Below are 16,856 nucleotides of genomic sequence, written 5' to 3'. Positions count from 1 at the left end.
GCCCTTGCCGTGGCAACAGCTGACAGATGTCAAAATTGATTCCTTCTCATCCGGGTCGCTCTGGCGGCGAAACTCCGAAATGACTGCGGTGCTCCCATAAGCTGGAGCGTAGTTCCGGTGTCACAGTCTGAAATATCTTTTCGCTCTAACGTCGCTCTCAACTTTCTATATGTCTTTCAAAAACAGCCAGTTGGCTGGTTTGATGCCGGTCGTCAGTTTTTGCGTCATGGAATTGACAAGCTTTTCGTATAGAACTTTAGTCTTAGGTGTTGGGAGAGCCATCCGCCCGAAGCCTGTCATCTGTTTGGCAATGCAAGGCGAGGTGATTTTTCCGCGGGAGCAGAACATGTCGATCATTTCGTTCGTTCGCAGAGTGAAGGGGCTTTTCAGCAGGTTCGCCTTTACTTCCCGTTTCCATGGCCCGCCCAGGGCTCGGGTTCGCTGCGCCTGATCGCTCAGCGAACGCTTCTTTTTCACGAATTCCAGGCGTGTATTCCGGGTGTCCATCAAGGGCTTTCCCGCGACAGCTGTCGCCTGAAAATTGATCACGACAATAAAACAAGCCGGCACCGACCGGGCACGGGACGTTTTTTCGTCCCTTGACCTTTTTCCGGATACAGCGAGGGCAAGCAAAATGGCCAACTTCAGCAAGGCGGACCTTGAATTCATCCTCAAGCAGATCTTCATCGCGGAGGCACATGCCCGAGGCGAAGACCTCACTGATCTGCTGCCCAACAGTCAGGTGCCATGGGGCCTTCGGACGGTTGATGGCAGCTACAACAACCTGGTCAACGGGCAAAGCGAGTTTGGCGCCTCGGACAACTCCTTCCTGCGCCTGCTCGATCCGCAGTACCAGAACGCGGCCTATGCGGGGACCGGCAACGTCGTCGACCCGATGCCACGGATCATCAGTAACCTGATCGTCGACCAGACCGCCAATAACCCGGCAGCCGTCGCGGCCAACGGCGGCGCTCCCGCGGTGATGAGCCCGGGCCTGGATGGTGTGTTCGGCACCGCTGACGACAAACCGGTGTTCCTGATCCCCAACCAGTCGCCGGACGTCGGCCTGACCGCCAGCTTCAACTCGTGGATGACCTTCTTCGGCCAGTTCTTCGACCACGGCCTGGACCTGGTCACCAAGAGCGCCACCGCCATCGTGTTCGTTCCGCTGCAGCCGGACGATCCGTTGTTCGTGCCGGGCAGTCCGACCAACTTCATGGTGCTGTCACGCGCGACCAACTTGCCGGGAGCGGATGGCGTTGTCGGCACGGCCGACGACATTCGTGGGCAAACAAACACCACCTCGCCTTTCGTGGACCAGAGCCAGACCTACAGCTCGCACCCCTCGCATCAGGTATTCCTGCGCGAGTACGTGCTCAACGCGGCAGGCGATCCCGTTGCAACCGGGCGCCTGATTACCAACCGCGATCTAGGGCCCGACGGTAAGTTCGGCACGGCCGATGATGGCGACGGCGAAAATGGCGGCATGGCCACCTGGGCCGTGGTCAAGGCGCAGGCCCGGGACATTTTGGGTATCAACCTGACCGACGCCGATGTGCATAACGTGCCATTGCTGGCCACCGACGAGTACGGCAACTTCATCCGCGGCCCCGGCGGTATGCCGCAGGTGGTGATGAAAGGCGCGGACGGTATCGGCGGCACCGCGGATGACTTCCTCGTCGAAGGCAACCTGCTCGCACCGATCAGCCTGGCCAACGCCGTGAGCACCGGGCATGGCTTCCTCGACGATATTGCCCACAATGCCGCACCGGTCATCGTTGGTGGGGTCCTGCAGGCGGATGGCGATGCGCTGGTCGGCAATAGCCAGGATACTGATGGGGCGGGCAATAACCTGACCTATGACAACGAACTGCTCGACGCCCACTACATTGCCGGTGACGGCCGGGCCAACGAAAACATCGGCCTGACCACCGTGCACCACGTGTTCCATTCCGAGCACAACCGCCTGGTCCAGCAAACCAAGGACACCCTGCTGGCTGCCGGCGACGTGGCCTTCCTCAATGAATGGCTGATCGACGATGTCACCGCCATTCCAACGACACCCGCCGGCATCGCCGCGCTGAATTGGGACGGCGAACGCCTGTTCCAGGCCGCCAAGTTCGGCACCGAGATGCAGTACCAGCACCTGGTGTTCGAAGAGTTCGGTCGCACCATCCAACCGCAGATCGACGAGTTCCTTGCGCCCAACGGCTATGACACCTCGATCAATCCGGCCATCCTCGCCGAGTTCGCCCACGTGGTGTACCGCTTCGGTCACTCGATGCTGACCGAGACCGTCGATCGCTTCGACCCCGAGTTCAACCCGCTGCTCACCGATCCGAACAACCCCGATTCGCAGCTGGGCCTGATCGCCGCCTTCCTCAACCCGTTGGCGTTCGCTGGCAGCGGGGCGACCGCGGACGAAGCCGCCGGAGCCATCATTCGCGGTGCGACCCGTCAGGTCGGCAACGAGATCGACGAGTTCGTCACCGAGGCACTGCGCAACAACCTGCTCGGCCTGCCCCTGGACCTGCCGGCCCTGAACCTGGCCCGTGGTCGCGACACCGGCATCCCGACGTTGAACGAGGCGCGCCGTGAGTTCTATGCGGCGACCGGCGACAGCCAACTCAAGCCCTACATCAGCTGGGTTGACCTGGCGGAACACCTCAAGCACCCCGAGTCGCTGATCAACTTCATCGCCGCCTATGGCAAACACGGGGCATTGACCGCGGCTGATATCGATACTGTCGCCGAGCGGCGAGCAGTGGCCGCAGCCCTGGTGCTGGGCGGCAGTGCGGTGATCAATGCCGGGACGGCCAACGAGCGAATCTTCACCGCCGATACCGCGGATCGCCTGGCCTTCCTCAACAGTACGGGCACCTACGCTATGGTCGGTGGCATCACCACCACCGGCGTCGACGATATCGACTTGTGGGTCGGTGGCCTGGCCGAGGAAAAAATGCCGTTCGGCGGCATGCTCGGTTCGACCTTCAACTTCGTGTTCGAAACCCAGATGGAGGCGCTGCAGAACGGCGACCGGTTCTACTACCTGTCCCGTACCGCGGGCCTGGACTTCGGCGCCGAGCTGGAGAACAACTCCTTCGCCAAGTTGATCATGCTCAACACCGACGTGGTCCACCTGTCGAACACCGTGTTCCTGACACCGACCTTCACCCTTGAAGTGGACCCGACCAAACAGTTCACCGGCCTGGGCGCCGACGGTCGCGCCGATCCAACGGGCGGCCTGGAAATCAACGGCGTGGAAATCGTGCCGCTGGTGATCCGCGACAACCCCGACACCCCCGGTGCCGATACCAACTTCCTGCACTACACCGGGGAAGACCATGTGGTGCTCGGCGGCACCGCCGGCAATGACATCATCATTTCCGGCGACGGCGATGACACGCTGTATGGCGACGCCGGCAACGACCGCCTCGAAGGCGGTGCGGGTAACGATGCGGTACTGGGCGGCGACGGCGATGACATCATCACCGACGCGTTCGGCGACAACCGCCTGGAAGGCAATGCCGGCAACGACGTGATCATCGCCGGCAGCATGCTGGCGGCGGGCAACCTGATCCTCGGTGGCGACGGCCAGGACTTCATCGTCACCACCGAAGACATCACCACCACCTTCGGTGGCAAGGGTGACGACTTCATCCTCGGTGCCAAGACCAACCTGCCACCGACCGGTAACGAAGGTGACGACTGGATCGAGAAAGGCACCCAGGACGGTGCACCTGGCGATAACGCCGCGCCCTTGCTCACTGACGACGTGATCGGCAACGACATCTTCGTCGGCGGTGGTGGCTTCGACGAAATGATCGGCGAGGGTGGCGACGACATCTTTGTCGGCAGCGATGCCCAGGACAAGATGGACGGCATGTCCGGTTACGACTGGGTGACCTACAAAAATGACAAGGTCGGCGTGACCGTCGACCTGAGCCTGGCCGCGCTGGCCCAGCCACACGGCAACGCGCCAAACCAGAACGCCGGGGTGTTCAATCCGGTCGGCGCCTCGCCGGCCTCGATCCTCGACCGCTTTGCCGAGGTCGAAGGGGTGTCCGGTTCGAAATTCGCCGACGTGCTCAAGGGCGATGATGTCGATGCGGTCACCATCCTCAACCACGGCGGCGCCACGGGCAGTGCGCTGACCAATGTGGCGTTGATTCGCGGCCTGCAACAGTTGCTGGCCGATGCCGGTTTGCCCACCACCGGTTTTGCCACGGGCAACATTCTGCTCGGTGGCAATGGTAGCGACCTGATCGAGGGTCGTGGTGGCGATGACCTGATCGACGGCGACAAGTGGCTCAACGTCAGGATTGCGGTCTATGCACCTGGCGATGTCAACCATACAGGTCCCGAGATCGCCTCGTTCGACAGCATGGAAAGCATGATCTCGCTCATGCTCAACGGCACCTATAACCCCGGTCAGCTCAAGGCCGTGCGGGAAATCCTGCCCGGCACCTCGACAGGCGGGGCGGCCTTTGACACCGCGATTTTCTCCGGGGCTCAGGCCGAATATGTGGTGACGCGTGACAACCGCGGTACGCTCAATGATGTGACGGACGATGTGTGGACGGTGGCAGATACCGTTGCCGGTCGCGACGGCACCGATACCCTGCTGCATATCGAACGCCTGCAATTCGCCGATGGCCAGCGAGTACTGATTGAAGGGCTGAATCAGCAACCGGTTGGCAGACCGACCATCACCGATTCAACCCCGGCCAGTCCGATAACGGTGGGCGACATGCTGACCGTCAGCGTCGCCGGGGTGACCGATGGCAACAACGTCGGGGTAGGCAATCCAACGGGCAATCTCAACAACTCGTCGGTGTCCTACTACTGGCAGTTCGAGGCCAACCCGGGCAGTGGCGTGTTCGAAGACATCATCCTGCTGCCGGCCGGTGACCTGGCGTTCCAGAGCGCCGACGGCACGTCGTTCAAGGTCTCTCCTGATCTCGCCGGGTTGTCGCTGCGGGTCAAGGCGATCTATCAGGATGCCCATGGCACCACTGAAGTGGTGTTCTCTCAACCGACTGCCGTGGTAGCACCCGGCGCACCGGTCGTGCCAACGGCACCGACACCGGTGGTCGACGCCAGTGCAGGTGGCGCGGGGCTGCACATGGTGCGCTCCGACCTCAACTTCATCCTCGACCAGATCAAGATTGCCGAGGCGGATGCGGCGGGTGCGGACATCCTCTCGTTGATCCCGAACATCCGCGCGCCGCTGGGCCTGCGCACGGTGGATGGGTCGAACAACAACCTGATGAACCTCAACGGCAACAACCACACCGAGTTCGGTGCCGCCGACAACGTCTTCCCGCGCATCAGCGATCCGGTCTTCAATCCGGCGGAGGGTGCGCCTGCGGGCTTCTTCGGCCCAGGTTCACCTGCGATACCGGGATCGTCTTATCAACAGACCAGTGGCAGTGTGTTCGATTCGCAGCCACGCACCATCAGCAACCTGATCGTCGACCAGACCTCGCACAACCCGGCAGCCTATGCCACGGCTTATGACCCGGGTGCGGACGGGGTGCTCAACTTCGGCATACCGGCCGGGCAACCGGGTAACGACGACGTGCTCAAGGACGGCGTACGGATCGTCGCCAGCCCAGGCCTTGATGGTCAGTTCGGCACCGCCGACGACCGCGACGTGTACCTGTTCGAGAACACCACGGCGGATGCGGGGCTGTCCGCACCGTTCAACGCCTGGATGACCTTCTTCGGGCAGTTCTTCGATCATGGTCTGGACCTGGTCACCAAAGGCGGCTCTGGCACCATCTTCATCCCGCTGCAACCGGATGATCCGTTGTATGTGCCAGGTGGCAACGCCAACTTCATGGTGTTGACCCGCGCGACCAACCAGCCAGGGCCCGACGGCGTTCTCGGCACGGCCGACGACATCCATGAGCACACCAACACCACCACGCCGTTCGTGGACCAGAACCAGACCTACAGCTCGCATCCGTCGCATCAGGTGTTCTTGCGCGGATACGTGATGGGCGAACACGGCCCTATAGCGACTGGTAATCTGATCACCAACCGTGACCTGGGGGGCGATGGCAAGTTTGGTACCGGGGATGACACCGAAATCGGCGGCATGGCCACCTGGAAAGTGGTCAAGGCGCAGGCTCGTGACGTTCTCGGCATCAACCTCACCGACGCCGATATCGATAGCGGTCCGCTGCTGGCGACTGACGCCTATGGCAACTTCCTCAAAGGGCCGAACGGCTTCCCGCAAGTTGTCATGCGCACCGTCGGGATAGACGGCATTTTCGGCACCGCCGACGACGGCACGACCCTGGTCGAAGGCAATCCAAACAATCCGGTCAACCTCACCAATGCAATGCGCACCGGTCATGCCTTCCTCAACGACATCGCCCACAACGCCGTGCCGGTCATCTCCGGCGGGCTTCTGCGGCCCGATGGCGACACTGAAGTTGGCAATGATCAGCCGGTTGGCCCGACCGGGAACAACACAACGTACGACAACGAACTGCTCGACGCGCACTACATCGCCGGCGACGGCCGGGTCAACGAGAACATCGGCCTGACCGCGGTGCATGCGATCTTCCACTCCGAGCACAACCGGCTGGTCGCTCAGACGAAGGACACCGTGCTCGATTCGCACGACCTGGTCTTCCTCAATGAGTGGCTGCTCAATCCGGTGACTTCGTTGCCGGTCACCCAGGCCGATATCGATGCGCTGGTGTGGAATGGCGAGCGCTTGTTCCAGGCCGCCAAGTTCGGCACCGAGATGCAGTACCAACACCTGGTGTTCGAGGAGTTTGCGCGGACCATCCAGCCCAACGTCGACCTGTTCTTCGCACCGACCCAGGTCTATGACGTCGACCTCGATGCCTCGATCGTCGCCGAGTTCGCCCATACCGTGTACCGGTTTGGCCACTCGATGCTGACCGAGACCGTCGATCGCTTCGACATCAACTTCAACACCATAGGCGATCCGAACAGCGCCGATCCCGATCAGCAGCTGGGCTTGATCGCGGCGTTCCTCAACCCGCTGGCGTATGCCGCCAGTGGCGTGACGCCAGAGGACGCGACCAGTGCCATCGTGCGCGGGGTGACGCGCCAGGCCGGTAACGAAATCGACGAGTTCGTCACCGAGGCACTGCGCAACAACCTGTTGGGCCTGCCACTGGATCTGCCGGCGATCAACATCGCCCGTGGCCGCGACGTGGGGATTCCTTCGCTCAACGCGTTCCGCCGCGACATCTACGGCCAGACCGGTGATACCCAACTCAAGCCGTACACCAGTTGGGTGGACCTGGTGCAGCACCTCAAGCATCCGGAGTCGTTGATCAACTTCATCGCGGCCTACGGCACACACAGCACCATCACCGGGGCGACCACGCTGGAAGGCAAACGTGCTGCCGCGATCATGCTGGTGTTTGGTGATGGTGGCGTCAATGAACCGGCCGATCGCCTGGACTTCCTCAATGGCACTGGCGCCTGGGCCAACGTGACCCGGGCCGGCAAGGATGGTGTGCTGGGAACGGCCGACGACCTCAAGGGTGTGACGATCACCGGTGTCGATGCCATCGACATGTGGATCGGTGGCCTGGCCGAAGAGAAAACCCCGTTCGGCGGCATGCTCGGCACGACCTTCAACTTCGTGTTCGAGAACCAGCTGGAAAAACTGCAGGACGGCGACCGCTTCTACTATCTGGAACGTACCGCCGGCCTGTCGATCAATGCCGAACTGGAAAGCAACTCGTTCGCCAAGCTGATCATGGCCAACACCTCGGCCACCCACTTGCCGGGCCTGGTGTTCTCGGATCCGGCGTTCTATCTGGAAGTGGACCAGAGCAAGCAGTTCAACGAAGACCTGGGCAACGCCGATCCGACTGGCGTGATCCGCAACAACCCGCTGACCGCAGGGCCGGACACCAACTACATCCAGTACACGGGCGATGAGCACATCGTGCTGGGCGGCACCAACGGTGCCGACATCCTCGTCTCCGGTGGAGGCGACGACACGGTGTGGGGCGATGCCGGCAACGATCGCATCGAAGGCGGTGACGGCAACGACCAGCTGCGTGGCGGTGCCGGCGACGACATCATCACCGACAAGGGTGGCGACGATAATATCCAGGGCGGCGACGGCAACGACGTGCTGCACGGCGGCAACGGCATCAACCTGATCATTGGCGGGTTCGGCAACGACTTCATCGTCACCGGTGAGGACGCCTCCGAAGCCATTGGCGGCCAGGGCAATGACTTCATCCTGGGCAGCAAGGCCAACGAACAGGACATGGGTAACGAAGGCGACGACTGGATCGAGAAGGGCACCTCTGACGGTGCTCCTGGCGACAACTTCGATCCGTTGGGCAACGACCCGATCATCGGCAACGATGTCTTCATCGGCGGCAACGAGAACGACAAGTTCAACGGTGAAGGCGGCGACGACATCATGGTCGGCAGCCTCGGCTTCGGTGACCGCTATATCGGCGGCTCCGGCTATGACTGGGCGACCTTCAAGGACCTCGCCCAGGGCGTGACCATCGACTACACCGACCGCTTCTTCGACGTACCGAAGGTGCCCGGTTCAGGCGCTTCGGCGCTGGTGCGGTTCGACATCATGGAAGGCTTGTCGGGATCGGCCCACGGTGACTTCCTGCGTGGCGACAACGAAGATGCAACGTCGTTGCCTACCGCGGGTGCCACCGGCAGTGTGCTGACCAACATCAGCCTGATCAACGGCCTGTCGAACCTGCTGCCTGCCGGCGCGACGTTCTACGACGGTGGCAACATCATCCTCGGTGGCAGCGGCAGCGACCTGATCGAAGGTCGCGGCGGTGACGACATCATCGACGGTGACAAGTGGCTGAACGTGCGAATCAGCGTGCGGCAGAACATCGATGGCACCGGTCCGGAAATCGCCTCGTTCAACAGCATGGAGCCGATGGTGCCGCTGATGCTCAACGGCACCTACAACCCTGGCCAACTGGTGATCGTGCGGGAGATCCTGACCGGTAACGACCGCTACGACACGGCGTTGTTCTCCGGTAACAGGGATGACTACACCGTTACCCTGCAGGGCAACACGGTCATCGTCACCGACAACATAGTCGGACGCGATGGCACGGATCGCCTGACGGGCGTCGAACGGCTGCAATTCGCCGACCGTGCGGTGGCCTCTGGCGTCGGCACCGCCGTCAACGCCGGCCCGACCGGTAACTTGGCGATCCTCGATGATGCCACCGGCGTGCGCGACGATACGCCGGTCGCCGGCCAGCTGTTGCGGGTCAGCAATCTGGCGGTGCATGACGCGGACAACGTCACGGCGGCCAATCCGACCGGTGCGGTGACCGGTCCCGTGGCCTACTACTGGCAGGTGGAAAACATCCCCGGTACCGGGGTCTACGAAGACATCACCTTCATCGCCGCTGGCGAGGTCTCACGGGCGATCGGCACCACCTACCGGGTGGCAGATGATGTGGCGGGCCTGAACATCCGCGTGCGCGCGGTGTATCAGGATGCCAAGGGCACGCTGGAGATCGTTGACTCCAGGCCCAACAGCGCGGCGTCCGCACCACCAACCGTAACGGGACTGGCGGCGCAGAACCAGGTGTTGACCGTTAACCCGGCCACCATCGTCGACGTCGATGGCCTGAGTAATCCGCAGTTCACCTTCCAGTGGCAGATGACCAACGGGGTGACGTTCGTCAACATCCCCGGTGCCACCGGTACCACGCTCACGCTGGGCCAGGCTCAGGTCGGTACGCAGGTGCGGGTGGTGGTCAGCTATGTGGATAACTTTGGCGTGCATGAAAGCGTTCCATCGGATGCAACCAATCCGGTGGCCAACGTCAACGATGCGCCAACAGGCCTGCCGCTGATCAGCGATACCACGCCGGATCAAGGCCAGGTACTGACCGCCGTGACCACTGGCATTGCCGATGTCGATGGCCTCGGAACCTTCAGCTACCAATGGCAGCAAGGCACCGGCGGCACCTTCACCAACATCACTGGCGCCACCAATGCGACCTTCACCCCGGGTTCGGCGCAGGGTAACCAGCAACTGCGGGTGATCGTGCGCTACACCGACGGCTTCGGCACCCTGGAAACACTGACCTCGGCGGCAACGGCGGCGGTCGTGGTACCGGCCGGTGTGATCCTGACCGGCACCAATGGGGCCAACACCCTCACGGGTGGCGGTGGCAACGACATACTCAATGGCCTGGGTGGCAACGACGTGCTCAATGGACTGGCCGGCAGTGACCAACTGTTTGGTGGTGCCGGCGCCGACACCCTCAACGGTGGCGACGACAACGACATCCTCAATGGCGAGGATGGCAACGACACCCTCAACGGCGGGCTTGGCGCGGATGCCATGAACGGCGGTGCCGGCAACGACACCTTCGTGGTCGACAACGTCGGTGACACGGTTGTCGAGGCGCTCAATGGCGGTACCGATCTGGTGGAAACCAGCCTGACGAGCTACCTGCTCGGTGCCAACGTCGAGAACCTGACCTATACCGGCACCGGCAATTTCACCGGCACCGGTAATGCGCTGGCCAACACCCTCACCGGCGGGGTCGGCAACGACCTGCTCAACGGCGGCGCGGGTGCCGACCGGATGGTGGGCCTGGCCGGCAACGATACCTACGTCGTCGACAACGCCGCCGATGTGGTGGTCGAATCGGCGAATAACGGTACCGATACCGTGCAGACGACGCTGGGCAATTACTCGCTGACCGCGAATGTCGAGAACCTGACCTACACCGGCGCCGGCAACTTCGTCGGCAGCGGCAACGGGTTGAACAACGTCATCACCTCAGGGGCTGGCAATGACAACCTCAGTGGCGGTGGCGGCGACGACATCCTCACCGGCAATGGCGGCAACGACACCCTCAACGGCGACGGCGGCAGCGACCAGCTGTTGGGTGGTCTTGGCCTGGATACCCTGAACGGCGGCGCGGGCGATGACAGCCTCGACGGCGGTGACGGGGACGATGCCTTGAACGGTGATGCCGGCAACGACACGCTGCTGGGCGGTCTGGGTAATGACAACCTGGATGGTGGTGCCGGTGTCGATCTGCTCGACGGCGGGGCCGGCAACGATACGTTGCTCGGCGGCGTCGGCGACGACACCTTGCTGGGTGGCATCGGCAATGACTTCATCGACGGCGGAGCCGGTAACGATAGAGTCACCGGTGGTGCCGGGAACGACACGATGGTTGCCAGCACCGGCAACGATATCTTCGTGTTCTCGGCGGGCTTCGGCACCGATCAACTGATCGGCTTCGACGCCAACCCGGCAGGAGGCCAGGATCGCCTCGACATCACCGGGCTCAACATCACCGCGGCGACCTTCGCGGCCAACGTCACCATCACCGACGTCGGTGCCGATACCTTGATCGGCTTCGCGGGAGCGACGGACACCATCCGTTTGGTCGGTGTGGGCGATGCCACAACCGTGAATGCCACGGACTTCATCCTGGCAACGTGAGGACCTGACCAGCACTGTCGCAACAGATGTGTGAAGAAGGGGGGAGGGCATTGGATGCCCTCCCTTTTTTTCTTGCATTCAAAAGAGCGCAACGATAGATAGTGTCGGCTTCCGAACAGACACAGACTTCAGGCATGTCCGACCCTTTCTCCAGCCCGCTTCTCAGCCGGACATTGCCGATGCTCCGGCGTCATGCGCCCCGCGCGCTGTGTGCTGCGGCCATGCTGTTGCTGGCGGCCTGCGTGTCTGTCCCGACTCCAGGGGAGCGCCGTCAGGCGGCTGTTGCGCAGGTGGGCGCACGGCATTGGCACGGCATAGATATCGCGACCTCAACGTTCAACCTGCAAGCGTTCATTCCCGATACCTTTGATAAAGGCGAGCACCTGACGGTGTATCTCGAAGGCGATGGTTTTGCCTGGGTCAACGGCAGCCAGCCGTCCAGCGATCCGACACCGGTGAACCCGGTTGCCTTGCGCATGGCCCTGGCACAACCGTCGGGGAACGCGACCTACCTGGCGCGGCCCTGTCAGTACGTTGCAGATCCGGACCACTGTCACCAACGTTATTGGACGAAGGCGCGTTTCGCCGAAGAGGTGGTCGCCAGTCTCGATCAGGCTGTGGACAAGTTGAAAGCACAGGCCGGTGCACGGCACCTGACTTTTGTCGGCTATTCCGGCGGAGGTGCGTTGGCGCTGTTGCTCGCCGCGCGGCGCGACGACGTGCGAAACATCATCACCGTGGCCGGCAATCTCGACCCGGCGGCGTGGACCGAATATCACCACGTCAGCACGCTGGACGGCTCCCTCAACCCGGTCGATCAATTGGAGAAATTGGCCAGGATCCCGCAACTGCACCTGAGCGGCGCAAACGACAGCGTGATCCCCCCGGCGTTGACGACGCGCTTCGTCGCCGCCTACCCCAAGGCAAGCCCGGTCAGCGTCAGAATCATCCCCGGCTACACCCACTCATGCTGCTGGGCGCAGGACTGGCCGCAGCTTTGGCCAAAACTCCAATAAACACATACCCCTGTAGGAGCAAAGCTTGCTCGCGATGACGACAGATCAGCCAATCAAGTGCTGCCTGATACACCGCCATCGCGAGCAAGCTTTGCTCCTACAAGGTGTGCGACAACCCGACATCCATGCCGGGCTATCCAGGCAAGGTTTTAGAACGCCCAACGCGCCTTGATCGACGCGCCCTGATTGAGGTAATCGCTGCGCGACTCGGCGTCGTAGCGCAGGCTGACTTCGGTGCCGTTGTCCAGGGTATGGCTCAGGCCCAGGCCGGCGCGTCCCAGCCACGGGCTCGGATCCAGGCCTCGGGTGGTGAATACCCCGGTTGGAGAGCCGGCGTAGGCGGACGAAATCGACGTCTGCTCGTTGATCACGTCGTAACCGGCACCCAGGTTGGCACTCAGGACGGTGTGGCTGCTCAGGTTGTAATTGAGCTTGCCATCGACACTGAAGATCAGCTCCTCGGCATCACGGCTGTCCACGTCCAGGTTCAGCGCGCCAGCACCTTTCTCGTGGTAGGCCTCGTCGCCGATCCAGGTGTAGTCGGCACGTACCGACGGCACGAACGTCACCGTCTCTGAGAAGCGCAGCGTGTGCCCCAGGCCTACGCCGGCGTGGGCGCTGTAGCTGTCGTAGTCAGCCTTGGCGGTCGCGTCGGCGAAGGGCATGTGACGCTTGCCTTCGTTGCGGTTCTGGCCGGCATCGACCTGGAAGTTCAGCTCGGTGTCCGGGGTCAGGGCGTAGCTGCCGTAGCCGATCAACTGGAAGGTATCGATCTGCGCGTCCTGTGGAGCGATGCGCGAGTCACTGTCGACGTTGGTTTTCGCGTAGGCAAAGGCGATGCCCAGGCGCGTCTGCTCGGTAAATGCACCATCGACACCAATGGCCAGGCCCTGGGTGTCGGCGTCGAAACCGGAGACCCCGCTGCGGTCGTTTTGATCAGCCCAGGAGCCGAAGGTCTTGATCCACGCGTTGTCCTGCGCGACCGGCTCGTCACCGGAAGACAGACCGCTGTTGCTGCCCTGACGAGCCTGGATCACCCGGTTGATTCCCGACAGAGTGCTGCTGGTGGCGCTGTTGATGCCACCGGTCAGCAGCGGCAGGCTCTGCGTCACCGCATCGGACACTTGCTGTTCGGTGGTCAGGCTGACGAAATGGCTGGCCAGTTCGCCGGACGGGTTCTGTGCGAAAGCCTGGTCCAGTGCACGGGCTGCCGGGCGGGCCGGGGTGTTGCCCAGGTGATTGACCACTTGTTCGGCACTCGGGCCGCTTGCCGGCGGCTCGACATCCGGTGGAGTCACGACAACCGGCGGGGTTACAGCCGCCGCGACCAAGGTCAGGTCGACGGCGTTGCCGTTTTTCACCGCGCCGAAGTCGAACAGCAACGAGTTGTCGCTGACGGCGAAGGTGCCGTTGCTGTTCAGCGTCCCGGCGCTCAAGACGTTGGCCAGTCGCGAGGTGTTGAAGCGGGTATCGGCCGGGGTGACGTCGACGATGATGCGGGCATCGTCAGACAGCGTCGCGGTCCCGTCCACCACCAGCTTGCCGTAGGAGGCGTCGCCGGTCGCGCCGATTTTCAACGCACCCGCGCCACCCTGGATGTAGTTGCCGTGAATGGTCGCCGTGGTGCCGGCATTGGCCGCCACGCCGAGCACGCCGTCGTTGTGGAAGGTGTCGATGGTGAAGGCTTCGCCACCGCGCAGGGTGTAGGTGGCGTTCTGGCGCAGAACCACATCGGTGTCCGGGGCTTTGACCGCGCCGACAAAGCGGGCAGTGTCGTTGCCGTCGATGAAGATTGTGCTCAACCCGCCTTCGACGTTGTTGCCGGCATCGATGGCATAGGTACTGCCGCTGATAGTGCCGCTGTTGACGATGGAGGTGATGTCCGAACTGTTGGTGATCAGAATGGCGGGGCCGTTGCTGGCGCTGATCGTGGCACCCGCGTCGTTGATGATGTTGTGGACCGCGGACCCGCTGAGCTTCACGCCATTGGACGTACCGGCGAGGGTGCCGCTGTTGTGGATATCACCGACGACCGAGCTGACGCTCAGGGTCAGCGCCGAGTTACCGGTGATGGAACCCGATGCGCGGTTGATGAAATTGCCGTTGATCACGGACTGGTTGGCGCTGAAGCCCGCCTGGTTACCACTGATGATGCCGCTATTGTCCAGCCCGCTGATGGTCGGGACTGGGCCGAGCTCGGACTGGAGCATCCGGATACCGAAGTCGCCGGTGATGCTGCCGGCATTATTGATGCCGCCGCCAACATTCCCACCTTCCATGACGACGATGCCCGAACCATTGCCCGAATTATTGCCCGAGATCGTGCCGCCGGCGGTGTTGGTGATACCGCTACCGATGGAGCCCGTGTACAGGCTGACGCCATCGGTACCATGGATGGTGCCGCTGTTGGTCAGGCCGGTGTTGGTGCCGATGTAGATGATATTCACGCCAGGGCCCGAACTGACATTGATCGTCCCACCCGAAGCGACAGTCAGGCCCGGGCCTGGAAGCGAACAGGTCGTGGTACGGGTCTCTCCCGCCGTAACGGTGGAGCAGGGTGCAACCGCCAGTGCCGGCGTGGCCACCGTCAGCAAACCAGCCCCCGCGCCGGCCAGCAACAGACGCCCGGCGCTGCGTTTTCCACAGGCGCCGGCCAGTTCGTCGACCACTACGAACGCTTGGCGCGTGTGGCTCCAGATAATACGAAAAGCCTTGTTCATTTCACTCCCGCGTGGCCTCTATGGGCCCTGTTTGACAGATCGCGCAAATCTACCGAAGAGTCAGCAAACGAGACTGAGCAAATCTGAGCGCCAGTACAGGTCGTTGCCGGCCGCTGGTAGGATGCGCGCGAACCTGCGCCGGGAGCCCACACGTGCATTACCTGATCATCGAGAACGCCTTGCCAGCGCAATTAATGGCAGACATCCGCCAGGCGATTGCCCAGGGGCCTTTCAGCGACGGCAAGATCACCGCCAACGGCATGGCCCGCGAGGCCAAGCACAACTTGCAACTGGATCAACAGGTGCACGGCGCGCTGCTCGAGCGCATCACCCGCGCACTGCAGGAACAACCGGCGCTGCAGGCCTTCGCCATCCCCAGACATGTCGGACGCCCGCTGATCAACCGCTATGAGCCCGGCATGACCTATGGCCTGCATGTCGACGGTGCATTCATGGGGGAGCTGCGTGCGGATATTTCCTGGACGCTGTTTCTGGAAGATCCGGTCGGTTATGAAGGCGGCGAACTGGTCATCAACCATCAATCGCAGAATTTCAGCTTCAAGCTCGCCGCCGGGAGCCTGCTGCTTTATCCCAATGACTGCCTGCACGAAGTACGACCGGTGACCCAGGGCGTACGTCACGCGGCGGCCGGCTGGATTCAGAGCCGCATCCGCAGCGCCGAACACCGGGAAATCCTCGGCAAACTGAGCGCCGTGCCCCAGCACCTGAGCCAGGACGCGCAATACCAGGCGCTGGCGCTGCAAACCACCGAATGCGTGCAGCGCCTGATGCGCATGTGGGGCGATTAAGCCTGGATGCTGGCGGGGGCGTAGAAACAGAAACCGACGTTGCGCAAGGTCTTGATCGGCAGCGTCTGGCCCGAACATTCCTCGATATTGCGCCGCAGCCGGCGCATCTGCGAATCGAGGCGGCGCTGGTCATAACTCAGGTAATCCTGGTCCAGCGCCTCGATCACACTCTGACGGCTGACATTGCTGCCGGCCTGGCTCATCAGGCAGCGCAAGACCAACAGATCCTGCTGGGACAGGCGCACCGGCCCGCTACCCGGAACCTGCAAGCGCCGGGGCCCGGGTTCGAGCAGCCAACGCTCTTCGCTGCGGCCAAGATCCAAGCGCCAGCGCAGCGATTCCAGCACCGCCACCAACTCATCCAGATCGCAACCCTTGCCCAGGAAGTGGTCGGCGCCGTGACTCAAGGCCGCGACTTTGCTGGAAACGTCGGTCCGCTCGCTCAAGACCACGATGCCCAGCCGCTGCCCGGCCTGGCGCAAACGGCGGATCAACTTCAGTCCGTCCCCGTCAGGCAAATTCGGATCAACGATCGCCATGGGATGAAGCTGAGCGTCGAAGCATTGCTCGAACGCTGCCAGGCTGTGCACGGTCGTGGTGATGTAGCCGTTTTGCCCGAGCAACTCACTGAGTGCCAGGGCCTGTACGGGGTCTTGTTCGAGGAGGATCAGATGGGTCATGGTACGAGTGTATCAATTGGCCATCATTGGCGGCGAGACCTTTGCCCGTAGGCTGGAGCGTTTTCCGACGGAGTGATGTGTGTTGGAGATTTTCTTTTGAACGATGACACCCTTCTGCGTAGCAGACAGGGCACGCGGATAGAACGTCGGGGAGA

General features: G+C 62.5%; 6 protein-coding genes. 3 read left to right on the top strand and 3 right to left on the bottom strand.

The genetic code is table 11. The annotated features are described in order from the left end of the window. Positions 1–165: 165 nt before the first annotated feature. Positions 166–651 carry a hypothetical protein gene (locus DKY63_RS10910; protein ID WP_162634895.1) on the bottom strand — a complete coding sequence of 162 codons (486 nt, stop codon included), beginning with the start codon at positions 649–651 and terminating at the stop codon, positions 166–168. On the opposite strand from DKY63_RS10910, the gene DKY63_RS10905 reads away from it, so the two are divergent. Both DKY63_RS10905 and DKY63_RS10900 read left to right on the top strand, forming a co-directional pair. After that, entirely contained in the window at positions 635–11,476 is a 10,842-nt protein-coding gene (locus DKY63_RS10905) for a peroxidase family protein (RefSeq protein WP_110964099.1), read from the top strand. The two genes, DKY63_RS10910 and DKY63_RS10905, sit on opposite strands and share 17 nt — an antisense overlap. A 134-nt stretch (positions 11,477–11,610) precedes the next feature. Beyond that, positions 11,611–12,492 carry an alpha/beta fold hydrolase gene (locus DKY63_RS10900; protein WP_239499396.1) on the top strand — a complete coding sequence of 294 codons (882 nt, stop codon included), beginning with the start codon at positions 11,611–11,613 and terminating at the stop codon, positions 12,490–12,492. A gap of 149 nt (positions 12,493–12,641) precedes the next feature. Here the strand turns inward: DKY63_RS10900 and DKY63_RS10895 are convergent, their stop codons facing one another. Continuing rightward, the gene (locus tag DKY63_RS10895) at positions 12,642–15,212 is read right to left on the bottom strand and encodes an autotransporter domain-containing protein (protein WP_110967901.1); all 2,571 of its coding nucleotides are present in this window, start codon (positions 15,210–15,212) and stop codon (positions 12,642–12,644) included. Positions 15,213–15,364: 152 nt separating this feature from the next. Here DKY63_RS10895 and DKY63_RS10890 point away from each other — a divergent pair, with 152 nt between their 5' ends. Next, positions 15,365–16,021, top strand: coding sequence for a Fe2+-dependent dioxygenase (locus tag DKY63_RS10890; RefSeq protein WP_110964098.1), 657 nt, complete (start codon positions 15,365–15,367; stop codon positions 16,019–16,021). Here DKY63_RS10890 and DKY63_RS10885 read toward each other — a convergent pair. Then, complete coding sequence (locus tag DKY63_RS10885) at positions 16,018–16,701, bottom strand: response regulator transcription factor (protein ID WP_110964097.1); 684 nt, start codon at positions 16,699–16,701, stop codon at positions 16,018–16,020. The two genes, DKY63_RS10890 and DKY63_RS10885, sit on opposite strands and share 4 nt — an antisense overlap. Positions 16,702–16,856: the final 155 nt, after the last annotated feature.

The organism is Pseudomonas putida (assembly GCF_003228315.1).
Taxonomy (GTDB): Bacteria; Pseudomonadota; Gammaproteobacteria; order Pseudomonadales; family Pseudomonadaceae; genus Aquipseudomonas; species Aquipseudomonas putida_S.
The sequence above is the reverse complement of the archived record's forward strand: the minus strand, read 5'-3'. Positions and strand labels throughout refer to the sequence as shown.